Source organism: Erwinia sp. STN24, assembly GCF_041320675.1.
Classification (GTDB): Bacteria; Pseudomonadota; Gammaproteobacteria; order Enterobacterales; family Enterobacteriaceae; genus Erwinia; species Erwinia aeris.
The window spans coordinates 1,890,431-1,914,610 of the sequence record NZ_JBGGPM010000001.1; the positions used below are offsets into that span (position 1 = coordinate 1,890,431).

The 24,180-nt window shown below is 56.7% G+C and carries 25 protein-coding genes; 12 read left to right on the plus strand and 13 right to left on the minus strand.

From position 1 onward, the window contains the following. Positions 1–83 precede the first annotated feature (83 nt). From cysZ to crr, 5 genes are all read left to right on the plus strand, one after another. Positions 84–845: a sulfate transporter CysZ gene (gene cysZ / locus ACA373_RS08950; protein WP_253459484.1), complete on the plus strand. Its 762-nt coding sequence runs from the start codon at positions 84–86 to the stop codon at positions 843–845. Between the two features lie 128 nt (positions 846–973). After that, positions 974–1,942: a cysteine synthase A gene (gene cysK, locus ACA373_RS08955; RefSeq protein WP_301251988.1), complete on the plus strand. Its 969-nt coding sequence runs from the start codon at positions 974–976 to the stop codon at positions 1,940–1,942. A 390-nt stretch (positions 1,943–2,332) separates the two neighbouring features. Further along, entirely contained in the window at positions 2,333–2,590 is a 258-nt protein-coding gene (ptsH, locus tag ACA373_RS08960; RefSeq protein WP_125289603.1) for a phosphocarrier protein Hpr, read from the plus strand. Positions 2,591–2,775: 185 nt separating this feature from the next. Further along, positions 2,776–4,503 (plus strand): phosphoenolpyruvate-protein phosphotransferase PtsI, encoded by a 1,728-nt coding sequence (gene ptsI, locus ACA373_RS08965; RefSeq protein WP_253459478.1) that lies wholly within the window; start codon positions 2,776–2,778, stop codon positions 4,501–4,503. 43 nt (positions 4,504–4,546) lie between these two features. Further along, entirely contained in the window at positions 4,547–5,050 is a 504-nt protein-coding gene (gene crr, locus ACA373_RS08970; RefSeq protein ID WP_125289601.1) for a PTS glucose transporter subunit IIA, read from the plus strand. 48 nt (positions 5,051–5,098) lie between these two features. Here the strand turns inward: crr and ACA373_RS08975 are convergent, their stop codons facing one another. The 11 genes from ACA373_RS08975 to ACA373_RS09025 form a co-directional block, all read right to left on the minus strand. Then, a complete protein-coding gene (locus tag ACA373_RS08975) occupies positions 5,099–5,782 on the minus strand; it encodes a GntR family transcriptional regulator (RefSeq protein ID WP_253459474.1) in 684 nt (227 codons plus the stop codon). A 57-nt stretch (positions 5,783–5,839) separates the two neighbouring features. Next, positions 5,840–7,189: an ATP-binding protein gene (locus ACA373_RS08980; RefSeq protein ID WP_370734356.1), complete on the minus strand. Its 1,350-nt coding sequence runs from the start codon at positions 7,187–7,189 to the stop codon at positions 5,840–5,842. Further along, the gene (locus ACA373_RS08985) at positions 7,186–7,866 is read right to left on the minus strand and encodes a response regulator transcription factor (RefSeq protein ID WP_253459466.1); all 681 of its coding nucleotides are present in this window, start codon (positions 7,864–7,866) and stop codon (positions 7,186–7,188) included. The genes ACA373_RS08980 and ACA373_RS08985 overlap by 4 nt, the downstream gene beginning before the upstream one ends. Before the next feature lie 168 nt (positions 7,867–8,034). Next, the gene (gene cysM / locus ACA373_RS08990; RefSeq protein WP_301251991.1) at positions 8,035–8,925 is read right to left on the minus strand and encodes a cysteine synthase CysM; all 891 of its coding nucleotides are present in this window, start codon (positions 8,923–8,925) and stop codon (positions 8,035–8,037) included. 74 nt (positions 8,926–8,999) lie between these two features. After that, a complete protein-coding gene (cysA, locus tag ACA373_RS08995) occupies positions 9,000–10,094 on the minus strand; it encodes a sulfate/thiosulfate ABC transporter ATP-binding protein CysA (protein ID WP_253459460.1) in 1,095 nt (364 codons plus the stop codon). Continuing rightward, the gene (cysW, locus tag ACA373_RS09000; RefSeq protein ID WP_253459457.1) at positions 10,091–10,951 is read right to left on the minus strand and encodes a sulfate/thiosulfate ABC transporter permease CysW; all 861 of its coding nucleotides are present in this window, start codon (positions 10,949–10,951) and stop codon (positions 10,091–10,093) included. Before cysW ends, cysA begins: the two co-directional genes overlap by 4 nt. Continuing rightward, the gene (gene cysT / locus ACA373_RS09005; protein WP_253459455.1) at positions 10,951–11,784 is read right to left on the minus strand and encodes a sulfate/thiosulfate ABC transporter permease CysT; all 834 of its coding nucleotides are present in this window, start codon (positions 11,782–11,784) and stop codon (positions 10,951–10,953) included. Before cysT ends, cysW begins: the two co-directional genes overlap by 1 nt. Beyond that, positions 11,784–12,800 carry a sulfate ABC transporter substrate-binding protein gene (locus tag ACA373_RS09010; protein ID WP_370734357.1) on the minus strand — a complete coding sequence of 339 codons (1,017 nt, stop codon included), beginning with the start codon at positions 12,798–12,800 and terminating at the stop codon, positions 11,784–11,786. The genes cysT and ACA373_RS09010 overlap by 1 nt, the downstream gene beginning before the upstream one ends. A 345-nt stretch (positions 12,801–13,145) precedes the next feature. After that, complete coding sequence (locus tag ACA373_RS09015) at positions 13,146–13,757, minus strand: RpoE-regulated lipoprotein (protein WP_253459451.1); 612 nt, start codon at positions 13,755–13,757, stop codon at positions 13,146–13,148. 94 nt (positions 13,758–13,851) lie between these two features. After that, positions 13,852–14,343 carry a DUF2919 domain-containing protein gene (locus tag ACA373_RS09020; RefSeq protein WP_370734358.1) on the minus strand — a complete coding sequence of 164 codons (492 nt, stop codon included), beginning with the start codon at positions 14,341–14,343 and terminating at the stop codon, positions 13,852–13,854. After that, positions 14,324–14,749 (minus strand): GNAT family acetyltransferase, encoded by a 426-nt coding sequence (locus ACA373_RS09025; RefSeq protein ID WP_125289591.1) that lies wholly within the window; start codon positions 14,747–14,749, stop codon positions 14,324–14,326. Before ACA373_RS09025 ends, ACA373_RS09020 begins: the two co-directional genes overlap by 20 nt. Positions 14,750–15,025: 276 nt before the next feature. Between ACA373_RS09025 and amiA the strand changes: the two genes are divergently transcribed. The 6 genes from amiA (at position 15,026) to tkt (ending at position 21,575) form a co-directional block, all read left to right on the plus strand. Continuing rightward, the gene (gene amiA, locus ACA373_RS09030) at positions 15,026–15,886 is read left to right on the plus strand and encodes an N-acetylmuramoyl-L-alanine amidase AmiA (protein WP_370734359.1); all 861 of its coding nucleotides are present in this window, start codon (positions 15,026–15,028) and stop codon (positions 15,884–15,886) included. 48 nt (positions 15,887–15,934) lie between these two features. Continuing rightward, the gene (gene hemF, locus ACA373_RS09035; protein WP_253459447.1) at positions 15,935–16,843 is read left to right on the plus strand and encodes an oxygen-dependent coproporphyrinogen oxidase; all 909 of its coding nucleotides are present in this window, start codon (positions 15,935–15,937) and stop codon (positions 16,841–16,843) included. A 116-nt stretch (positions 16,844–16,959) separates the two neighbouring features. Further along, a complete protein-coding gene (locus ACA373_RS09040) occupies positions 16,960–17,493 on the plus strand; it encodes an RNase A-like domain-containing protein (RefSeq protein ID WP_301251994.1) in 534 nt (177 codons plus the stop codon). Continuing rightward, positions 17,486–18,154, plus strand: coding sequence for a contact-dependent growth inhibition system immunity protein (locus tag ACA373_RS09045; RefSeq protein WP_301251996.1), 669 nt, complete (start codon positions 17,486–17,488; stop codon positions 18,152–18,154). The genes ACA373_RS09040 and ACA373_RS09045 overlap by 8 nt, the downstream gene beginning before the upstream one ends. 376 nt (positions 18,155–18,530) lie before the next feature. After that, a complete protein-coding gene (tal, locus tag ACA373_RS09050) occupies positions 18,531–19,481 on the plus strand; it encodes a transaldolase (RefSeq protein ID WP_253459445.1) in 951 nt (316 codons plus the stop codon). A gap of 93 nt (positions 19,482–19,574) precedes the next feature. Beyond that, positions 19,575–21,575 carry a transketolase gene (gene tkt, locus ACA373_RS09055; RefSeq protein WP_253459443.1) on the plus strand — a complete coding sequence of 667 codons (2,001 nt, stop codon included), beginning with the start codon at positions 19,575–19,577 and terminating at the stop codon, positions 21,573–21,575. Here tkt and ACA373_RS09060 read toward each other — a convergent pair. Together ACA373_RS09060 and hprR are read right to left on the minus strand one after the other, a co-directional pair. Continuing rightward, positions 21,572–22,951 carry a heavy metal sensor histidine kinase gene (locus ACA373_RS09060; RefSeq protein ID WP_253459441.1) on the minus strand — a complete coding sequence of 460 codons (1,380 nt, stop codon included), beginning with the start codon at positions 22,949–22,951 and terminating at the stop codon, positions 21,572–21,574. The genes tkt and ACA373_RS09060 overlap by 4 nt on opposite strands. Then, positions 22,944–23,624, minus strand: coding sequence for a response regulator transcription factor HprR (gene hprR / locus ACA373_RS09065; protein WP_253459439.1), 681 nt, complete (start codon positions 23,622–23,624; stop codon positions 22,944–22,946). Before hprR ends, ACA373_RS09060 begins: the two co-directional genes overlap by 8 nt. Positions 23,625–23,758: 134 nt before the next feature. Here hprR and hiuH point away from each other — a divergent pair, with 134 nt between their 5' ends. Next, positions 23,759–24,169, plus strand: coding sequence for a hydroxyisourate hydrolase (hiuH, locus tag ACA373_RS09070; protein WP_253461251.1), 411 nt, complete (start codon positions 23,759–23,761; stop codon positions 24,167–24,169). Positions 24,170–24,180: the final 11 nt, after the last annotated feature.

Sequence of the window (24,180 nt, forward strand, 5' to 3'; positions counted from 1 at the left end):
TTTTCGCGCAAATCTCTTCTGCTCAGCGCAAACGGCTGAGTTATGATAGCCGCGCACGGCTTGTTAACTTAAGGAAAGCAGACATGGCTCTTCACCGTACCGGCGCTTCCGGCAATGGGATCCACTATTTTGCCCAAGGCTGGCAGCTGATCCGACTGCCCGGCATTCGCCGCTTTGTTATTGTGCCTTTGGCGCTTAATTTTTTATTGATGGGTGGCGCGTTTATCTGGCTGTTCTTCAGGCTGGAGCAGTGGCTTCCCGCTTTAATGTCTCATGTGCCCGACTGGCTGCACTGGCTCAACTATCTGCTGTGGCCGCTGACGGTTATTTTTGTGCTGCTGGTATTCAGCTATTTCTTTTCGACCGTGGCCAACTGGATAGCCGCGCCCTTTTGCGGGCTGTTAGCCGAACAGCTGGAGGCTAAACTCACCGGAAAACCGATGCCGGACAGCGGCTGGGCGGGCATGGTGAAGGATATTCCGCGCATTATGAAGCGCGAATGGCAAAAGCTGGCATGGTATCTGCCGCGCGCGCTCGTTCTGCTACTGCTCTATTTTATCCCCGGATTTGGGCAAACGGTCGCGCCTGTTCTCTGGTTTTTATTCAGCGCCTGGATGCTCTCGATTCAGTACTGCGATTATCCGTTTGATAACCATAAGGTCAGTTTTCGGCAGATGCGTACATCGCTAAAACGGCATAAAACGGATGTGATGCAGTTCGGCGCGCTGGTGAGTTTATTTACCATGGTGCCGATACTGAATCTGGCGATTATGCCGGTAGCCGTTTGCGGCGCGACCGCCATGTGGGTCGATCGCTATCGCGGCGCGCTGGGGCAGGTAAAATAAGGCTTATGCTTTTTGCTTCACCCTTATTGCCGCAGAACATATATATATACTATTTCTTTACTTCCTTGAAAAATTGAACCGGGTATGCTTGATGCAGTTCCCATTTTTCATACAGTTAAGGACGGGTTATGAGTAAGATCTATGAAGACAATTCGTTAACAATCGGCCATACGCCTCTGGTTCGCCTGAACCGGATTGGTAACGGACGCATTCTGGCTAAAGTCGAATCCCGTAACCCGAGCTTCAGCGTGAAATGCCGCATCGGCGCCAACATGATCTGGGACGCCGAGAAAAGAGGCATTCTGAAACCTGGCGTCGAACTGGTTGAGCCAACCAGCGGCAACACCGGCATCGCGCTGGCCTACGTGGCCGCCGCGCGCGGCTACAAGCTGACGCTGACCATGCCGGAAACCATGAGCGTGGAGCGCCGCAAGCTGCTGAAGGCGCTGGGTGCGAATCTGATCCTGACGGAAGGCGCTAAGGGCATGAAGGGCGCGATTGCCAAAGCGGAAGAAATCGTCGCCGGCGATCCGGACAAATTTGTGCTGCTACAGCAGTTCAGCAACCCGGCTAACCCGGAAATTCATGAAAAAACCACCGGCCCGGAAATCTGGGAAGATACTGACGGCGAAGTCGACGTCTTTATCGCCGGCGTGGGCACGGGCGGCACGCTGACCGGCGTCAGCCGCTATATCAAAAATACCAAAGGCAAAAAGGATCTGATCGCCGTCGCGGTAGAGCCGTCGGATTCGCCGGTCATCGCCCAGGCGCTGGCTGGTGAAGAGATCAAGCCTGGCCCGCATAAAATTCAGGGTATCGGTGCCGGCTTTATCCCTGGCAACCTGGATTTGGATCTGGTCGATCGTGTGGTGGCTATCACCAACGAAGAGTCTATCTCTACGGCGCGCCGTCTGATGGAAGAAGAAGGCATTCTGGCCGGGATCTCCTCTGGCGCTGCGGTTGCCGCTGCCCTCAAGCTGCAGGAAGATGAAGCTTTTGCCAATAAAACTATCGTGGTGATCCTGCCCTCTTCCGGCGAGCGCTACTTAAGTACGGCGCTGTTTGCCGATCTCTTTACCGAGAAAGAATTACAGTAGCGATTGCGGTTGCCTGAAACTGTCTGAAAAAGCACCCGCCAGGGTGCTTTTTTGTGGAGCACGTCAAACTTTTGCCACTTTCCACATTGCTTTTACCTGCGGGTGTCTGGTATCTAAGCAACCAATTATTTCGAACCTCAAAATTAATCGCTGCGTGAATTGCCTGTAGCTGAATCGATTTACCGGTTTGGCGCGAAAGCAGAAAGCACGGCATAATGAAGAGGAAGAAAGCGCAGCCGGTGTGCCATGTTATCCGCGCGCTATCTGTCATATTTCGGCGCATTTCTGGCACGTTGTTAAACACGGACCTGCGCGAGACATTCAGGCCAAAGCGGCGCCGCCAGGCTAAGCTTTGGAATAACGCCAAATAAATTAAGTTGGGGAAACAACATGTTCCAGCAAGAAGTCACCATTACCGCGCCTAACGGTCTACACACTCGCCCTGCTGCTCAGTTTGTTAAAGAAGCCAAGGCTTTCGTTTCTGAAATCACCGTGACCTCTAACGGCAAATCCGCCAGCGCCAAAAGCCTGTTTAAACTGCAGACGCTGGGCCTGACTCAGGGCACCGTCGTGACGCTTTCCGCCGAAGGCGAAGACGAGCAGAAAGCCGTTGAGCACCTGGTCAAACTGATGGCCGAACTCGAATAAGCGTCAGCTTTTTCTACGCGACAGGCACTTTATTGCAACATAATTGATCGCGGACAGCATGTCCGCGTTGTTGTTTTAATACAGTGGAGCGCCTGTCAGATGCGGGTGGCCGCCGGGTTTCTCGCCGGTGCCGGGTTCGCCGCAGTTTCTCGCTCGCGATTATCAGTAATTAAAAAGGTAGGGTTATGATTTCAGGCATTTTAGCATCACCGGGTATCGCTTTTGGCAAAGCGCTTCTGCTGAAAGAAGATGAAATAGTCATCAACCGGAAAAAAATTACTACCGACCAGGTTGAGCAGGAAGTTCAGCGTTTTCTCGATGGTCGCAGCAAGGCTGCCGCGCAGCTTGAGGCGATCAAAACCAAAGCCGGGGAGACCTTCGGCGAAGAGAAAGAGGCCATCTTTGAAGGCCACATCATGCTGCTGGAAGATGAAGAGCTTGAGCAGGAAATCATAGCCCTGATTAAAGACGAGCTGGCCTCAGCCGACTCGGCCGCCCACTCCGTGATTGAAGGCCAGGCGAAAGCGCTGGAAGAACTGGACGACGAGTACCTGAAAGAGCGCGCCGCCGACGTGCGCGACATCGGTAAACGTCTGCTGCAAAACATTCTCGGCCTGCATATCGTCGATCTCAGCGCCATTGCCGAAGAAGTGCTGCTGGTTGCCAAAGATCTGACGCCGTCTGAAACCGCGCAGCTGAACCTGAACAAAGTGCTTGGGTTTATTACCGACCTGGGCGGCCGTACTTCCCACACCTCCATCATGGCGCGCTCGCTGGAGCTGCCGGCCATCGTCGGCACGGGCGACGTAACCAGCCAGGTGAAGAATGGCGATTATCTGATTCTGGACGGCGTGAACAACCAGGTTTACGTTAATCCAACGCCGGAGCAGATCGACGAACTGAAAGCTATCCACACTCAGTACGTGACGGAAAAGAACGATCTGGCCAAGCTGAAAGATCTGCCTGCGGTAACGCTTGACGGTCATCAGGTTGAAGTCTGCGCCAACATCGGCACCGTGCGCGATGTAGCTGGCGCGGAGCGTAACGGCGCGGAAGGCGTGGGCCTCTACCGTACCGAATTCCTGTTTATGGATCGCGACTCGCTGCCGAGCGAAGAAGAGCAGTTCCAGGCCTACAAAGCCGTGGCGGAAGCGATGGGTTCGCAGGCCGTTATCGTACGCACGATGGACATCGGCGGCGATAAAGATCTGCCCTATATGAACCTGCCAAAAGAAGACAACCCGTTCCTCGGCTGGCGCGCCATCCGTATTGCGATGGATCGCCCGGAAATCCTGCACGCCCAGCTGCGCGCCATCCTGCGCGCTTCCGCTTTCGGCAAGCTGCGCATTATGTTCCCGATGATCATTTCCGTTGAGGAAGTGCGCACGCTGAAGGCCGAGCTGGAAACGCTGAAGGCGCAGCTGCGTGAAGAAGGCAAAGCCTTTGACGAGCAGATTGAGGTCGGCATTATGGTGGAAACGCCAGCTTCAGCCGCAATCGCGCATCATCTGGCTAAAGAAGTCGATTTCTTCAGTATCGGCACCAACGACCTGACGCAGTACACGCTGGCGGTCGATCGCGGTAACGATCTGATTTCGCATTTGTACAACCCAATGACCCCTTCCGTGCTGACGCTGATCAAGCAAGTTATTGACGCATCTCATGCTGAAGGGAAATGGACAGGGATGTGTGGTGAGCTGGCAGGCGATGAACGTGCTACACTACTGTTACTGGGAATGGGGCTGGACGAATTCAGCATGAGTGCCATTTCTATCCCGCGCATCAAAAAAATTATTCGTAATACGAATTTTGAAGATGCTAAGGCGTTAGCAGAACAGGCTCTGGCTCAACCGACAGCGGAAGAGTTGATGAACCTGGTCAACAAGTTCATTGAAGAAAAAACACTCTGCTGAGATCCAGAAGCGCTGGCCAAATATTACTGCTTAGGAGAAGATCATGGGTTTGTTTTCAAAACTTTTTGGCGATAAGTCAGATACCGCATCTGGTGCCATTGAGATCGTGGCACCGCTGTCCGGCGAAATCGTAAACATTGAAGACGTGCCGGACGTGGTATTTGCGGAGAAAATTGTTGGCGACGGTATCGCAATCAAACCTGCCGGCAACAAAATGGTGGCGCCTGTTGACGGCACCATCGGTAAAATCTTCGAAACCAATCATGCATTTTCCATTGAATCGGACAGCGGCATTGAGCTGTTCGTTCACTTCGGGATTGATACCGTTGAACTGAAGGGTGAAGGGTTTAAGCGTATCGCTGAAGAAGGCCAGAAAGTGAAGAAAGGTGACGTGATCATCGAATTCGATCTGCCTTTGCTGGAAGAAAAAGCGAAATCTACGCTGACGCCGGTGGTGATCTCTAATATGGACGAGATCAAAGAGCTGGTTAAGTTGACGGGTAGCGTTACCGTGGGCGAAACACCGGTGATCCGCATCAAAAAGTAAGCCGTGCCTGTCTGAAAGGTCGCCTGAGCAATCAGGCGGCCTTTTTTTTCAGGCTAACGCATCGCGCAGGCTGGGCACTTCTTCTATCTCATCCAGCGACAGCTGTAGCTCAAGTTCATGCATATGATGATGCATCAACTGCTGTGCGCGGTGGTTGTCACCCGCCTGCAGCGCAGCGACTATCGAGCTGTGCTGTTCGCAGTGGCTGGCCGGATCCTCATTGCGCTGGTAGAGCGCGACAATCAGCGAGCTGCGTACGGTAAGATTGGTAAGAATTTCGCTGAGCACGCGGTTATCGCTGATTTCCGCCAGCAAAAGATGGAACTGCGACAGCTGCCGTACAATTTCCAGGCGGTTATTGCTGGCAATTGCCTCTTTCTCCGCCTGTCGCTGCGCGATCAGCTCAGTCTGATAGCGCTGCATCTGCTGCGTGGTGATACCGGCTATAATGGCGTTCTCTACCGCTCGCCGGGCGGTAAAGACTTCCCGGGCTTCGCGCGCTTCCGGTTTGGCGACCATCGCGCCGCGATGCGGTTCAATGGTGACGATATGCTGCATCGCCAGACGCTGTAGCGCGCTCTGCACGTGATTGCGGTTGGCCACCAGCACCTCGACAATCTGGGCTTCGATTAACCGTGTGCCCGGCTTAAGCCGATGCTGCGCAATGGCGTTGGAGATGGCATCCACAATCCGCTGCACTTCCTGTTGCTTACTGGACGACGCTTTATTCATCCTTTACCTCATAAATGCGAATAAAAGGTGTCGGACAATGATAGCACCCTCGTTAAGCTAAGCCACCCAGTGCGGTAGCTTCAGCGTCAGTTCCAGCCCGCCGTTTTTACCGTTCACCGCGCTGACCTCGCCCTGATGCGCCAGGATCACCTTACGCACAATTGATAGCCCCAGGCCGTAGCCTTTGCCGGATAGCGGCGAATTCACGCGCACAAAGGGATCGAAAATGCTGGAAAGCTTGTCCGCATCCACGCCGGGGCCCTGGTCGCTGACGCCGATGGTGAGCCAGCCGCTGTCCTGCTGTAGCGAGATCCTGACATGCTGCCCCTGCCCGGAAAAACGCAGCGCGTTACGCACCACGTTTTCCACTGCGGAACGGATCAGCTTGGCGTCGCCTTTAACCGTGTAGTCGCCGTTCTGGTCCGCATTCAGCATGATTTCCACGCCGGAACCCTGAGCCTCGTAGCGCGCATCGTTGGCGACCGCCTCCAGCAGCCCAAGCAGATCGAAATACTGCTCGTCCGGCAGGCTTTGATGCTCGGCGCGCGACAGCGTCAGCAGCTCGCCGATCATCTTATCCAGCCGCCGCGCCTCTTCGTCGATCCTGTCGAGCGATTGCCCTACCGACTCCGGCGTTTGCCGCGCCAGCCCGGTCGCCAGCTGAAGACGCGCCAGCGGCGAGCGCAGCTCGTGAGAAACATCGTGCAGCAGCTCCTCGCGCGCCTTAACCAGCACGGAAAGGCGTTCAACCATGGCGTCAAAATCCTGCGCCACCACCGACAGCTCGTCATGCCGCCGACGCATTTTGGGAAACAGCCGCACGGAGAGATCGCCTTTGGAGACGCGATCGAAACCTTCTCGCAGCTGACGCATAGGTCGGGTCAGGTTCCACGCCAGAAACAGGCTGAACAGCAGCCCGCCGCCGCCCGCCATAAACAGCATGGGTTCAGGAATATTCAGAAAGCTGCGGTGGCCACCGGCCATATGGCTGTCTTCGCGCAGCCCCTGCACGTCGTAGCGCAGCTGATACTGCTGACCATCGGCACCGGTCACCCATTCGATCACTTCTTTCGGGAACTCGCCGGGCCGCAAATCGCGGTTAAGGTCGCCGTGCGGTAGCTCCTGCGGCGGCTTTTTCATCACCTGTACCGAGAAGAAGCGGCGATCGTTGGCGGACCAGTCCGCCATCATATCGTTGAGCGCATCCATGCCGCCGCGCTGCAATACCGACACGGCCGAGGTCATCTGCAAATTAACGATGCGCCGGGCCGCCAGGTTTTCCGGCGGTTCGTGGTGCCGGCCATACAGGGAAAAGCTCAGCCACAGCAGCTGGCTCATAATCAGAAACGTCAGCCAGAAACCCAGCAGGATCTTCCAGAAGAGCAGCCCACGAAAGCCCGCTGTCATCGGATGCGATAGCCGATGCTGCGAACGGTTTCGATGGTGATGGCGTCACAGGTTAAAGCGGAAAGCTTCTGGCGGATATTGCTGATATGCACGTCCACGCTGCGATCGTAGGCTTCGCGAGGACGACCCAGCCCCTTTTCCGACAGCTCATCTTTAGAAACCACGCGATCGGGCGAGCGCAGCAGCAGATCCAGCAGATTAAATTCCGAAGCGGTGAGATCGAACGGCTGCTTCTGCCATTCGCTGATGCGCGTGGCCGGGTTTAGCGTCAGCTCGCCCCAGCTGACCACTTCACGGCTTTCCACCACCACCGGCTGTTCTTCAACGCGGCGCAGCACGGCGCGCAGCCTGGCGACCAGCTCGCGCGGATAGCAAGGTTTAGGCATATAGTCATCGGCACCCATTTCCAGGCCGATGACGCGATCGATATTGTCGCCCTTCGCCGTCAGCATGATGACCGGCAGGCGGCTACTCTGCCGCACCTGACGCAGCACATCAATGCCGCTCATATCCGGCAGCATGATGTCCAGGATCATTGCGCTATAGCCGCCCGACATCGCCCCTTCAATCCCCGCTTTGCCGCTCAGTACCAGCGTGGCGTCAAATCCTTCGGCAATCAGATACTGGCTGAGCATGGTGCCCAGCTCCAGATCGTCATCAACCAGTAAAATTTTCATGCGTTATCTCTCTCCAGGCCAGGCGCTATTTTCACCTGTTGCTCAAACAATAGCAGCAGGTTTTACCCAATCCTTACAGTGTAACGGCATGAGCACAAATTGAGCGGCCCGAAAGCGTGGGCCTGCCAGGAGGGAGATCGGTCTGGCGTATGCACGCCGATAGAGGGATCAGTCTGGTGACGAATGCACGCCGGTAGAGAGGTACCTGTCGCCACGATCGCAGACGATAGCGACAATAACGCTGCCGGGCTGCTCTTGCGCAATACGCAGCGCGCCGGCCACCGCCCCGCCGGAACTGACGCCGCAGAAAATGCCTTCACGGCGCGCCAGCAGGCGCATGGTTTCCTCCGCCTCCTGCTGGGTCATATCCAGGATACGATCGATCAGCTCCGGTCGATAGATGGCGGGAAGATAGGCCTGCGGCCAGCGGCGAATGCCGGGAATGCTGTTGCCTTCGGCGGGCTGTAACCCCACGATAGCTACCGTTCCGCTCTGCTCTTTCAGATAGTGTCCCACGCCGGTGATGGTGCCGGTAGTGCCCATGCTGGAAACAAAGTGCGTCAGCCTTCCTGCGCTTTGCTGCCAGATTTCCGGGCCGGTGGTAACGTAGTGGCCCAGCGGGTTATCAGGATTGTTAAACTGATCGAGCACTTTGCCCTCTCCGCGCGCTTCCATATCGCGGGCCAAATCGCGCGCGCCCTCCATGCCCAGCTCGCGGCTTACCAGCAGCAGCTCCGCGCCGTAGGCCCGCATCGCCGCCTGACGTTCCATGCTCATGTTATCGGGCATCAGCAGCTTGATACGGTAGCCTTTCATCGCGGCGATCATCGCCAGCGCGATGCCCGTATTGCCGCTGGTCGCTTCGATCAGCATATCGCCGGGCCGGATTTCGCCACGCCGCTCCGCCTGCTGGATCATCGACAGCGCGGCGCGATCTTTGACCGAGCCGCCGGGGTTATTGCCCTCAAGCTTCAGCCAGATTTCGCTGCCGTTGTCTGGCGTCAGCCGCTGAAGCTTGATCAATGGCGTGTTGCCGATGGTGTGTTCGAGCGTGGTCAAGTGATGGTTCCTGAAGAAGGCCTTACCGGCAAAAAAGGTCAGGCATAACCTGACCCGGATGGCGGTAGAAAATATCAGGCGCTCTGCGCAAAGGCAACCTGCCGCAGCGGCGTATCGCCTTTATAAAGGCGCGCCTGTTGCAGGCCGACAAAAAGACGCTCGCCGCGGATCGGCGCGGTTTGCTCGCCTTCCATCACTACGGTGATCGGTTCATGCTGCTCACCCCAGCCCGTGGGCTGTGCCACCAGCTGCCAGTAGTGGCCGCGCGGGCTGACTTCCAGCACCTGCACCGGCAGCGGCGTTTCCAGGCTGCTCTGGCGGCTGACGTCGATTTCCCACGGGCGCAGGAACAGTTCGACCGCACCCTGGTGCGCTGGCGCATAGCCCAGTGGCCAGCGATGCGCGCCGACATGGAACTGCGAACCGTGCACTTCAGCATCAAAGCGGTTCACTTCGCCCAGGAATTCCAGCACGAAACGGGTGGCCGGATCGCGCCATACTTCATCCGGCGCGCCAGCCTGCTCGATATTGCCCTGGCTCATCACCACCACGCGATCGGCGACTTCCATCGCCTCTTCCTGATCGTGGGTAACAAAGACGCTGGTGAACTTCAGCTCTTCGTGCAGCTGTCGCAGCCAGCGGCGCAGCTCTTTACGCACCTGCGCATCCAGCGCGCCAAAGGGTTCATCAAGCAGCAGAATTTGCGGATCGACCGCCAGCGCACGCGCCAGCGCCACCCGCTGTTTCTGACCGCCGGAAAGCTGTGCCGGGAAACGCCCGGCCAGATGTCCCAGCTGCACCATCTCCAGCAGGCGCGTGACTTTTTCTTTAATGGCCGCCGCAGAAGGACGCTCGCGGCGCGGCAGCACGGTCAGTCCAAACGCGATATTGTCGAATACCGTCATATGGCGAAACAGCGCATAGTGCTGGAATACAAAGCCGACGCGACGGTCGCGGGCGTGCAGCCGCGTCACATCGTTGCCGTGAAAGCTCAGACGGCCGCTGTTCTGGCTCTCCAGACCGGCGATAATACGCAGCAGCGTGGTTTTCCCGGAGCCGGACGGGCCCAGCAGCGCCACCATCTGACCAGAAGGGATATCCAGCGAAATATCGTTCAGCACTTTAGTCCGGCCAAAGGATTTGTTGATGTTACTGATTTCAATGCTCATTGTTCCCCCTCCCGTTGCGCGCGGCGTTCTAAACGCCATTGCAGCGCGCTTTTCAGAAACAGCGTGACTATCGCCATCAGGGTCAGCAGCGCGGCGGCGGTAAAAGCGCCCACGCTGTTGTAGTCCTGATGCAGCAATTCTACCTGTAGCGGCAGCGTGTAGGTTTCGCCGCGAATCGATCCCGAAACCACCGAAACCGCGCCAAACTCGCCAATCGCGCGCGCGTTAGTTAATACCAAGCCGTACAGCAGCGCCCAGCGGATATTTGGCAGCGTAACGCGCCAGAACATCTTCCAGCCGGAGGCGCCAAGCAGCACCGCGGCTTCATCTTCGCTGCTGCCCTGGCTCAGCATCACCGGCACCAGTTCGCGCACCACAAACGGACAGGTCACGAAGATAGTGACCATCGCCATACCCGGCCAGGAGAACATCAGCTGAATGCTGTGCTCGTCCAGCCAGCCGCCCGCCGGGCCGTTTACGCCCCAGAACAGCAGATACATCAGCCCCGCCACCACCGGCGACACGGCAAAAGGAATATCAAACAGCGTCAGCAGCAGCTGGCGGCCGGGAAAGGTGAAGCGCGTCACCAGCCAGGCCAGCAGCGTGCCGAACACCAGGTTAACCGGCACGGTGATCAGCGCCATCAGCACGGTCAGCCAGATGGCGTGCAGCATGTCGCCATCTTTCAGGTTGCTGAACATCGCCGTCACGCCGTCGGAAAAGGCGCTGGCGAAAATAGCGATAAGCGGCACCACCAGCAGGCCGAGCGAGACGATCATGCCCGTGGCGATCAGCAGCCATTTGCCCCAGCGCGGACGCTCGCGTCCAACGTGATTCAGTTCGGTAACGTCAGCCATTATTGACCTCCAAGACGACGGCCAAAGCGGCTTTGTAGAGTGTTAATCGCAAACAGCAGCAGCAGCGAGGCGGCCAGGATCACTGAAGCGATGGCGCTGGCTGCCGGATAGTCGAACTCCTGCAGACGCACGAAAATCATCAGCGAGGTCACCTCGGTTTTCCAGGCGATATTACCGGCAATAAAGATCACCGCGCCGAACTCGCCCAGGCTGCGGGTAAAAGAGAGCGCCGTGCCGGCCAGCAGCGCCGGGCCAACTTCCGGCAGCACCACGCGGCGGAAGCTCTGAAACGGCGTGGCGCCGAGGGTTTCCGCCGCCTCTTCATATTCCGGGCCAAGCTCTTCCAGCACCGGTTGCACCGTGCGCACCACGAAAGGAATGCTGGTAAAGGCCATCGCCACGGCGATCCCCAGCCAGGTGTAGGAAACTTTAATATCGAACTGCGCCAGCCACTGCCCGTACCAGCCGTTCACGGAAAAAAGCCCGGCCAGCGTCAGGCCTGCTACCGCCGTCGGCAGCGCAAAAGGCAGATCCATTAAGCCATCCAGCAGCGCGCGCCCCGGAAAACGGTAGCGCGTCAGGATCCAGGCCATCAGCATGCCGAAAAAGGCGTTAAACACCGAGGCGACGCCCGCCGACAGCAGCGTCACCTTATAGGCGGCAATCATCTGGGGATTGGTTACCACATCCCAGTACTGTGCCAGCGTCATCTCAGACAGCTGCATCAGCAGCGCGCTGATCGGCAACAGCAGGATCAGACAGGTAAAAAACAGACTACTGCCCAGGCTCAGTCCAAAGCCGGGCAGCACGCGCTTACTTTTAGTGGCAAACATTACTCACGTCCCGCTGCTAACAACTTATCCAGTTCGCCACCGCTGGCGAACTGCGTTTTCATGACCTGCTCCCAGCTGCCGAATACCTGTTCCACGCGGAACAAATCGACGGCCGGAAAGCGCTGCCGCTGCTGCGCCATCAGCTCAGGATTATTTACGCGGTAATAATATTGAGTGATGATTTTCTGCGCCGCAGGCGTGTAGAGATAGTTCAGGTACGCTTTGGCCGCTTTTTCCGTATGGTTGGCCGCCACGTTTTTATCGATCCATGTGACCGGGAATTCCGCCAGCACGTTGCTGTGCGGGATAATTACCTCAAAATCCTGCTGCGGGTACTGATTACGGATAGTGTTCACTTCCGACTCAAAAGTGATCAGCACGTCGCCAAGCCCGCGCTCGACGAAAGTGGTGGTCGCGCCGCGCCCGCCGGTATCAAAAACCTCGACGTTTTTAAGGAACTGCGCCATAAACCGTTCGGTTTTTGCTTTGTCGTGTCCGTCCGCTTTATCCGCCGCGCCCCACGCCGCCAGCCAGGTATAACGACCATTGCCGGAGGTTTTTGGATTAGGAAATATCAGCTTTACGTCGCTTTTGACCAGGTCGCGCCAGTCATGGATCTGCTTTGGATTGCCCTTGCGCACCAGAAAAGCCATGGTGGAATAGAAAGGCGAGCTGTTGTTGGGCAAACGCTGCTGCCAGTCCGCCGGAATGAGGTTGCCGCGATCGTGCAGGATCTGCACGTCGGTCAACTGGTTATAGGTTACGACATCGGCTTTCAGGCCCTGCAAAATGGCCAGCGCCTGTTTGGACGACCCGGCGTGTGACTGCCTGATCGTCAGCTTGTCGCCGCCGTTTTGCTGCGCCCAACGCTGTTCAAAAGGCGTGTTCAGGGCCGCAAACAGTTCGCGTGAGACATCATAAGAGCTGTTCAGCAGCTCTGTCGCCTGGGCTGACCCGGCCAGCAGCAGCAGAACGGCGCCGCTACAGATTTTTTTCAGTGTGGTCATGCTGTTCATCCCGGAATGATGGCCCGTCTCACGGCCTGAGAGGGTTCAGTTTATTTATAACCACACGAAAAGGAGTAACTGTTTTATATACCGTTTGGTGATTTGGAAGTTTAAAAAGCTATAAGCGGGCGGGACAGGTTATGCAGCGGGCAGAAATAGAAAGCCTGTTTGAAGCAACGATCGCGCAAGGGGAACACCATGTCCAGGGAACTGTCGCGGATACGCCGGGCGGCGTGTGCTGGCTGCGCGCGTGGAACAATCGGGAAAGGGACAGCAAGCGCAATGACTATCCCGATCTGTTTCTGATAACGGTAGCGGCGGCTATCTGTCCTGTGACACACAGCCGCAGGCCAATCAGCGGCGCCAGACGATCTGGCTTACCTGCCATTTCTTCAGCGTATCATCAGACGGCAACAGCCCTTCCGGCCCGTGCCATTCGCCGGTAAAGACGTAGCTGATATGCTGGCTGTCCGGCGCGCGGCACTCTACTCCCTTGCCGCCAGCAGCCTTCTGACAGGCACCGAAAGCGCGGCTATAGAGGTCGCTGAAAGGCGTGCCGATCTTCACACCAGAGGTAGTCTGGATGCTGTCATCCATCACCCGCACCTCGCTGACGCTGGTTTCGCCCGTGATTTCCAGCTTCACCTCTTTGCCGTCGAGCGCCTGGAAGAAGGTGATAACCTTGCCGTTTTCGCCGCGCATCCCTTTACGTATCTGATAGTCGTCGTTCAGCGCTTCGCCAACCGCCTGCTCGTTCATCGCGGTCGCGCCGTTCAGGCCGCCAACGCCCTGCTCGCTGACCTCAGTAGCAGAACCGAACCAGTGCCAGGGCGAGAGGCTGGACCAGGAATAGGTCAGCGGGTTCCACCAGGTGGCCCCGTGAGTGGCCGGTGCGGCGTCGCCGGAACTGGCGCAGCCAGCCAGCATAACGGCCGCGGCCAGGGCTAAAGGACGAACGGTTTTCATGAAAACTCCTGACAAAAAGAGAGGCGGCTGCCATAGCACAACGCCTTTTACGGCAGCCCCAAAGAAAGGTTGGAGTACGGATCGGCAGAAAAGTTTATTCGAGGTGCTGCTCTGGCGCAAAACAGTCGCGCAGCCGCGCGCTGAAGGCAAACCAGCCCAGCGCCAGCAGATCGAAACCGGTAAACAGGATCATCCACGGCGACAGCGTGTCCTCGCCCAGCCAGAGGCTGGCGAACTGCACGCAGAGCATCACGGCCAGCGACAGGCAGAGTACCCAGCGCCACGCCTGCCAGAGCCGCGGCAGACGCTGGCGATAGCCGGTCAGCAGCAGCCCTACCGCCGCAGGCACGCCCAGCGCAATGCCCGTCCAGAACGCGCGCGTATCCGGATAGAACAGCGCCAGCAGCGCCGTGCCCTGATCGCGAGAGGCACCGGCCATAATAAACAGTAGCCAGGTGCGCGCCTGCAGCAGCAGCACGCCCCAGAAGGTCAGCGGCAGCTTCAGCTGGCCTTTGGCATCGTAGTCGTCGGGCGTGTAGAGGCGCGTGGCGGAACGGTCGGCTGGCTTAATATTCGCGGTCTTCAATCAGGCGCTTACCGAGTAACATGCTATCCTGCGTCTCGTAGTCCAGCTTTTCATAGAAACCCAACACCGCGTCGTTCTCTTCCCGCACCATCACGTTGATTTTCGGACAGCCGCGCGCAATCAGCTTTTTTTCAAGCCGGTTGATCAGCGCATTGGCGAAGCCACGGCCCTGATAGTCGGGATGCACGCCCAGATAGTAGGCTGAACCGCGATGGCCATCATAACCGCCCATCAGCGTACCGACCACGGCGCCGCCGACCACCGCCACCAGAAACAGGTCGGGATCGTGATTAAGTTTGCGCTCAATATCCATTTCCGGATCGTTCCACGGGCGCAGCAGATCGCAGCGTTCCCACAGGGTGATCACTTCTTCAAAATCGTCCTGGCTAAATACGCGAATTTCCATAGCGTTGTCCCAGATGTTAACCACAATTCGCTGATTATCGCGGTTTCTTTCGCGGGCGCAACCCTCCGAAGAGATAATTGCCAGAAAGTGGCAGAAAGCGGCTACATAATCCCCAGATAGCACGCGATCGCTTTTCCAGCTGGCTGCATGAGCAGTGAATTTACGCTGCCGTTAGCGGCCTGAAATAAAAAGTAAAACGTTGAAATAGTTCCCGCCTCGCTGTCGTCTTATTGTTACGATATAACAGTAAGCACTTTGCGCCCTGAGGATGTTGTAATGAAAAAGTTTGGCCCGATGACCCCGCTTACTTCCCGCCGTCAGCTGCTGCTTTCCGGCCTGGCGCTGGCGCTGCTGGGCGGCAGTGCCGCCAGGGCAAAAGAAGCACCGCTTAAAACAGCATCCGCGCACGGGGCCACGCCGCCTGAAGCAAAGGGTAAAAGGATTGTGATGATCGATCCCGGCCACGGCGGCATCGATTCTGGCGCGGTAGGTGAAGAAGGTTCGGAAGAAAAACACGTGGTGCTGGAGATAGCCGGACATATCCGTCAGATGCTGAGCGATCATCCTCATATCGAGGCGCGACTGACGCGGGATAACGATCGCTTTATCCCGCTGGGCGAGCGCGTGGAAATTGCACACCAGCACGGCGCCGATCTTTTTATGTCGATACACGCCGACGGTTTTACCAGCCCCGATGCCAACGGCGCTTCGGTTTTCGCCCTTTCTAACCGTGGTGCCAGCAGCCGAATGGCCCGCTATCTGTCCGAGCGCGAAAACGCTGCCGATGCCGTGGGCGGCGTCAAGGTAGCGCAAAAGGATCACTATCTACAGCAGGTGCTGTTTGATTTGGTGCAGACCGATACGATTAAAAATAGCCTGACGCTGGGCAAGCACGTGCTGAGCCAGATCCGGCCGATTCACCATTTGCACAGTCAGCATCCCGAGCAGGCCGCTTTTGCCGTGCTGAAATCGCCTTCTATCCCTTCGGTGCTGGTGGAAACCTCTTTTATTACCAACCCCGCCGAAGAGCGCTTGCTGGGCACCACCGCTTTCCGTCGGAAAATCGCCGGCGCTATAGTGGATGGCGTTATCAGCTATTTTAATGAGTTCGATGCCAACAACCGCCGCCCCGGCTAGGGCATTTTGACGTATACTTCGCGCGTCATTTTACAGTCAGGCAAAACCATGAATACACCCGATATCGCCCTGGTAAAGCAGTTTCTGCTCAGGTTACAGGACACAATCTGTCAGCAGCTGGCGCAGGCTGACGGCAAGGCGCAGTTTGCGGAAGACAGCTGGACGCGCGAAGGCGGCGGCGGCGGCAGAAGCCGCGTGCTGCGCAACGGCGCGGTGTTTGAACAGGCTGGCGTTAACTTTTCTCATGTGCACGGCGACCAGATGCCCGCCTCCGCCACCGCGCACCGGCCGGAGCTGGCCGGCCGCAGTTTTGAAGCGATGGGCGTATCGCTGGTGATCCATCCGTCCAATCCTTACGTGCCCACCAGCCACGCCAACGTGCGCTTTTTTATTGCCGAAAAGCCGGGCGCCGACCCGGTATGGTGGTTCGGCGGCGGTTTCGATATGACGCCTTACTATGGCTTTACGGAAGACGCGGTGCACTGGCATCAAACCGCGGCCGATCTCTGTCAGCCCTTTGGCGAAGAGGTCTATCCGCGCTACAAAAAGTGGTGTGACGACTATTTCTTTATCAAACACCGTAACGAACAGCGCGGCATCGGCGGCCTGTTTTTTGACGATTTGAACACGCCGGATTTTGACCACTGTTTTCGCTTTATGCAGGCGGTCGGCGAAGGCTTCCTCAACGCTTATTTGCCGATAGTGGCGCGGCGCAAAACGCTGCCGTGGGGCGAGCGCGAGCGCCAGTTCCAGCTTTACCGCCGTGGCCGCTATGTAGAGTTCAACCTGGTGTGGGATCGCGGCACGCTGTTTGGTCTGCAGACCGGCGGCCGTACCGAATCCATTCTGATGTCGATGCCGCCGCTGGTACGCTGGGAATACGACTACCAGCCGCAGCCGGGCACGCCGGAAGCCGCGCTGTACACCGATTTCCTGCCGGTTAAAGCCTGGATTTAATTATTCAGCCTGTTATGCGAGACCGCTTCAAAAGTTAGCAGCCGCTGCTATCACTTACCTTAAGCCTGTCATATTATTGTGAGAGGCTTAAAATATTTATGCTAAGTGAGACCTGAATGGATCTGTGGAATCAGCCTTTGACAGTTGACGTTGAGGCAAAGCGGCTGACTGACATCATGTCAGATATCATGAAAACCGATTTAAGACAGCATGAGGCACCCACAAAACCCGGCGGCCATACGCTTGCGCGTCACGTTAATAAAACAGATACGGAACTGAATGCGCGATTTTCTCAGCCCCGTGCACCTTCCAAAAACGGCGGCTTTTATCACGATAGAGAATTTGTGGAAACCATTATCGCTAAGGCTCTGCTGTCAAATCTTGAAAAAGTGTATGATTGGTATACAACGCCAAAAACGGCTGGTGCGGCAGCTGGAAGCGATGAGGATGAAGTCCGGGATTTAGCAGTGGAATATACGAATAATTATCCCATCGGACGTTTTTTTCGTCGCCATCCCGCAGGCGGTGCGCCGATAGTTAGCAGGACATTAATTGTTATCCTGCAATGGGCGGAAGAAGGCCTGACGATTCATGATCGTGACAAGTTTATTTTGACGGCTTATCCAAAACCGGAGACGACTTATGATTGACAGCTACCCGCGATTGAAACAGCTAATGATGACGTACATCAATATGGATGCTGAAGAGATCACCGGCGAAGATACGCTTGAAGGAATGCTTCGTTATTACACGACTCGCGTTTCCGGTAAAGCGATCCGGGAACTGCTGGCCGAAGTTTCTGCTTTCCGGCAGGCATATCAGGACGATCTTGACACCGCCTTTTTACGCCGTTTCGATTATGGTGCCGATATTCCTGACGTAGCGTCATTTTTTTCAACCATTGAGCAAGTGCTGGCCAGTAAGCAGCCTGCGCAAGCTGACAAGCCGGCCTTAACTTTAACGACGCCGATTAACGAGCAAAGTACGGTAGCAAATGTGTTACTGAAAGCTATTGCCCGTGTCGGCTTCAAAGCGTTTTTAAATGAAATGGAGTCTTCAGACGCTGTCAGGGCGCTGGTAAAGTCGCTGCGCGGTTCCGCATTCCCGGAAAACGAGGCGCAAGCTTCACTATCCTTTCAGAAAGATCTTTATCATCAGCTGGTGAACTTGACGCTTAATACCTATGGCCCTGAAAGCAGCGAGTATCAACATGCTCTAAAGAGCGCCGTTAAGCATTCAGGCTATCTGCAAGAGAGATCGCAGGGGACAACCGATTATAAAAACTTTTCTGAACAACTCCCCAAACACTAGCTCACGATAAACAAGCAGCCGGTGGCGGAGGCATTGTCCCCGGTAGCCCGGCTGGATGTGTTCCATGATTCCAAAAAAGTAGCAGCCAGTGCTACCGCCTGCCGTAATCCTGAAGAAGTGCTACACTTTCAGGTACCGCGTTTTACCAGCCATTGGGCTAACCCATTGCAACAATCAGAGAAAACGCATTCCCATTACAGGACGTCTGATGCAATGTTTGGCCTGAGAATAATCCACCGCGTCGGAAGCCGGCCCTGCGTAAATGCACAGGATTGCGGCCCGGTTCGTTCGCTATTGGGCTTTGTAGCCCGGCGACAGCCGATGTTCCGGCACGGTCATCATTAGTTTTGCAGATTGCCCATCAAGGAGCCATGAGATGAACCAGCTAGACGCACTGAAACAATACACCACCGTGGTGGCGGACAGTGGCGATATCGAATCTATTCGTAATTATCACCCTGAAGATGCCACCACCAACCCATCTCTGATCCTGAAAGCCTCCAGCCTCGACTCTTACAAGCACCTGATCACCGACGCTATCGACTACGCCAAAAAACAGGGCGGCAGCAAAGAGACGCAAATCATCAACGCCAGCGACAAAGTCAACGTCAACCTCGGTATGGAAATCCTGAAAAGCGTGCCTGGCCGCGTTTCTACCGAGGTGGACGCTCGCCTGTCGTTTGACCGCGGCATGTGCGTGACCAAAGCCGAGAAGCTGGTGAGAATGTACGAAGACAACGGTATCGACCGTTCACGTATTCTGATCAAGCTCGCTTCCACCTGGGAAGGCATCCGCGCGGCGGAAGAGCTGGAGAAAAACGGCATCAACTGTAACCTGACGCTGCTGTTCTCCTTTGCCCAGGCGCGCGCCTGTGCGGAAGCGGGCGTGTTCCTGATTTCGCCGTTTGTCGGCCGTATCTACGACTGGTACAACACCCGCAAGCCGCTTGACCCTTATGTGGTGGATGAAGATCCAGGCGTGGTTTCCGTTCGTAAAATCTACGAGTACTACAAGCAGCACCGCTATAACACCATCATCATGGGCGCCAGCTTCCGTAAAACGGAACAAATCATCGCGCTGGCGGGCTGCGATCGCCTGACTATTTCACCAAACCTGCTGGAAGAGCTGCAGGCCAGCGACGCGCCGGTTGAGCGCAAGCTGACGCCGTCAACTGAAGCTTTCCACCAGCCTGCTCCGCTTTCTGAATCGGAGTTCCGCTGGGAGCACAATCAGGATCCTATGGCGGTAGAAAAACTGGCCGAAGGTATCCGCCAGTTTGCCGTTGACCAACAGCACCTGGAAGACGTGCTGGCCGCTAAGCTGTAATTTCGTTCACGGGCCTCCCCGACGCGCGTCGGGGAAAGTCGCCCGACGTTTATTTGCCCAGTTCGTCCCCCCAAAAATATCAGGGAGAAAAATATGTCTTCACGTAGAGAGTTGGCTAATGCAATCCGTGCGCTGAGTATGGATGCGGTGCAAAAAGCCAAATCGGGTCACCCAGGCGCCCCAATGGGCATGGCAGATATTGCAGAAGTGCTGTGGCGCGACTTTTTGCATCACAACCCGACTAACCCTGCCTGGGCCGATCGCGACCGTTTTATCCTTTCCAACGGTCACGGCTCCATGCTGCTGTACAGCCTGCTGCACCTGAGCGGCTATGACCTGCCGATTGAAGAACTGAAAAACTTCCGCCAGCTGCATTCCAAAACGCCGGGCCACCCGGAAATCGGCTACACGCCAGGCGTGGAAACCACTACCGGCCCGCTGGGTCAGGGTCTGGCCAACGCCGTGGGTCTGGCGATTGCCGAACGCACGCTGGCCGCGCAGTTTAACCGTCCCGATCATGAGATCGTCGATCACCATACCTATGTGTTTATGGGCGACGGCTGCCTGATGGAAGGTATCTCGCATGAAGTTTGCTCGCTGGCCGGCACGCTGGGCCTTGGCAAGCTGATCGGTTTCTACGATCACAACGGCATTTCGATCGACGGCGAAGTGGAAGGCTGGTTCAGCGATGATACCGCCAAGCGTTTTGAAGCCTACAACTGGCATGTGATCAGCGAAGTAGACGGTCACGACGCCGAAGCGGTAGCGAAAGCGATCAAAGAAGCGCAGAGCGTGACCGATAAGCCTTCTCTGATCATCTGCCGTACCATTATCGGCTACGGTTCGCCAAACAAAGCCGGTAAAGAAGAAGCGCACGGCGCGGCGCTGGGCGATGAAGAGATCGCACTGACCCGCAAACAGCTGGGCTGGAACTATCCGCCGTTCGAAATCCCGCAGGAAATTTACGCACAGTGGGATGCCAAAGAAGCGGGCCAGCAGTATGAGAAAGCATGGAACGACAAGTTCGCAGCTTATAAAGCGGCTTATCCGGAACTGGCGAAAGAGTACGCTCGTCGTATGGATGGCGGCATGCCGGAAAACTGGCAGCAGGAAACGCAGAAGTTTATCGAAGAGCTGCAGGCTAATCCGGCGAAAATCGCCAGCCGTAAAGCTTCCCAGAACTCGCTGGAAGCCTATGGCAAGCTGCTGCCGGAATTCCTGGGCGGTTCCGCTGACCTGGCGCCAAGCAACCTGACTATCTGGTCCGGTTCCAAATCGATTAAAGATGACCTGGCGGGTAACTATATCCACTACGGCGTGCGCGAATTCGGTATGACCGCTATCGCTAACGGCATCGCGCATCACGGCGGCTTTGTGCCTTACACCGCTACCTTCCTGATGTTCGTCGAGTATGCGCGTAACGCCGTGCGTATGGCGGCGCTGATGAAGGCGCGTCAGATCCTGGTCTACACACACGACTCCATCGGTCTGGGCGAAGATGGCCCGACGCACCAGCCGGTTGAGCAGATCGCCAGCCTGCGCGTTACGCCAAACATGAGCGTCTGGCGTCCTTGCGATCAGGTAGAAACCGCCGTGGCCTGGAAACACGCGATTGAGCGCCACCACGGCCCGACCGCGCTGATCCTTTCCCGTCAGAACCTGGCGCAGCCGGAGCGTACCAAAGAGCAGCTGGAAAACATCTCTCGCGGTGCCTACGTGCTGAAAGATAGCGAAGGCACGCCGGAAGTGATCCTGATCGCAACCGGTTCTGAAGTGGAAATCACGCTGGGCGCGGCAGCAAAACTGACCGCCAACGGCCATAAAGTTCGCGTGGTGTCTATGCCTTCAACCGACCTGTTTGATAAGCAGGATCTGGCCTATCGCGAATCGGTGCTGCCTTCCGGCGTTACCGCTCGCGTGGCGGTGGAAGCGGGCATCGCAGACTACTGGTATAAGTATGTCGGCCTGAACGGCGCGATTGTCGGAATGACCACCTTTGGTGAGTCCGCACCGGCAGAGAAGCTGTTTAACGAGTTTGGCTTCACGGTGGAAAACATCGTCAGCCATGCAGAAAAACTGCTGAAGCCTCACTAAGCCTGTTCTCCTGCCCGCCCCTGGCGGGCAGGAGTCTCACCGCCCAGCCTGATACCAAACAGATTTTCCCCTTCGCGATGCTGATACCAGGCGTAGCCGCCGTGCAGTTCCGCAATAGCTTTAACCAGCGCCAGACCCAGTCCCGATCCCACGCTGTTGCGCGCCTCGTCTCCGCGCCAGAAGCGCTCAAATAATTTTTCCGTCTCCGCCAAAGGCTCACCCTTATTACCCACGGCTATATCGACAGCTTCTCCTGTCGCCTCGGTTTTTATGCGAACCAGCGTGTTTTCCGGCGCGTGGCGAACGGCATTGGTAATCAGATTGACCAGCGCCCGCTGAAACAGCATTTTATCGGCCTGAATATCGCCTTCCGCCTCCAGCGCAAAACGTAGCCCTTTTTCTTCCGCCAGCGGCTCCAGAAAATCGGTGATATTTTCCAGCGTGTCGGGCAGCGAAAAAACCTCTTTTCTGAGCGCCACGTTGTGGTGATCGGCTCTGGCCAGGAACAGAATGTTGTCGGTCAGGCGAGAGAGATTCTCCAGCTCTTCGATATTTCCTTCCAGCAGCTGCTGGTACGCTTCCGGCGTGCGCTCCTGCCCCAGTGCGACCTGATTCTGGCTGAGCATCACGTTGACCGGCGTGCGGAGCTCATGCGCCAGATCGTCGGCAAATCGGGTCAGCCGGGTAAAATCGTGCGCCAGGCGGCTGCGCATCACGTTAAGCGCCTCGCCCAGCGGCAGCAGCTCGCGGGGCAAAGTATTCAGCGGAACGCTGTCAGAAAGCCTGTCGGCGTGGGTGGCCGCGGTGATTTTGCTGAGCGCGCCTATGGCTCTTAGTCCCCGCCGGATCAGCAGAGGACTCAGGATAGCCCCAAGCATCAGCGCAGCCAGGCACACCAGCAGGCTTTCCTGGCGATACTGCTCCAGCATTTTGGCTCTTTCGCGCGCCAGCCGCGCTACCGTCAGCGTCACCGCGCCGCCGTTCGATTCGCCTTGCAGACTGAGAATGGTTAGCTCTTCACCTTCTTTGGTGCGCTGTCGGCGAAGCACGCCCGGCTGGTTTTCTGCGGTCAGCGCCGCCAGCCCAATGCCCGTCTGGTTAATCGTCACGTCCGGCCCCGCAGCCTGACGGATCAGCAGGATATCCTGCTGCGTGTCCACCATGCGGCTGAAATAAAGCGGCAGCATTTCCGGCTTCGCGCCATCCTGCAACAGCTGGCGCAGCTGAAGCGCCCGATTAATCAGCGTGCGATCGTCACGCCAGATCAGCTCGTGGCGTAACGCGCCGTAAAGCGTCAGCGTGATGCCGCCGCAGGCCGCCGCCATAATCAGCACAAAAATGATCGTGAGTCGGGCCGTCAGCGAGATCTTACGCATGCGGTTCTCCCGGCTCTGCCAGCCGGTATCCCATCCCGCGCACGGTGTCGATCAGTTTCGGCTCGTAGGGGTCGTCTATCTTGCGACGCAAACGGCGGATGGCTACGTCAACCGTGTTCGTTTCGCTGTCAAAATTAATGCCCCAGACCTCGCTGGCGATCAGCGTTCTCGGCACTATTTCTCCGCGTCGGCTGGCAAGCAGCCACAGCAGCGCGAATTCTCTACGGGTCAGTGCGACCGATTCGCCCTGCCGGCTGGCCGTCTGCCGCACCGAATCCATGACCAGATCGCCAACCGTCAGCACCGCTTGTGTAGGGTGATTCTGGCGCAGCTGCGCTCTGATGCGGGCCAGCAGCTCGGCAAAAGAGAAAGGTTTGACCAGGTAATCATTGGCGCCCAGCTCCAGCCCTTTAACGCGATCGTTTACCGAATCTCTTGCCGTCAGGCAAATTACCGGCGTGGCGCGGGCGGTGCGTAGCGAGCGTAATACCTGCCATCCGTCCATGCCGGGCAGCATGATATCCAGCACGATAAGCGCATAGTTCTGGCTCAGGGCCAGGTGCAGTCCGTCGCGGCCGTCGGTGACGCTGTCCACCACAAATCCGGCTTCGCGCAGGCCCTGACAAAGCCAGTCGCTGGCTTTCTGGTTATCTTCAATCAGCAATAGTTTCATAAGCACAAGTCTGCCACGAGGCGGAAATTTTGTCCCCGAACTTCAGCCAATCTGACATTTTTGTCATGCTCGCGTCAGGTTGTTTCCCTTTGTTCTACGTTATAAAGAGGCATATTCAAACAGGAGAAGTGATGATGAAACAATATTTCAACGCGGCAGCGCTGGCGCTCGCCCTTACCGCTTCTGCCTCCGCGATGGCCGCAGAGCAGAATCTTTTAAGCGTACACGTGCTGAACCAGCAAACTGGCAAACCGGCATCGAATGTGGAAGTTACGCTGGAGCAGAAACAGGACGCGGGCTGGAAATTCCTTAACAAGGCCAGCACCGATAAGGATGGACGTATTAAACAGTTCTGGCCTGCGCAGCCTGCAGCCACCGGCGATTACCGCGTCGTATTTAAAACCGGACGCTATTTTAGCGAGCAAAAGCAGGAGAGCTTCTTCCCGGAGATCCCGGTAGAGTTTCATATCAGCAACACGGCCGAGCATTATCATGTGCCGCTGCTGCTTAGCCAGTACGGCTACTCAACCTATCGCGGCAGCTGATCGCGTAAACG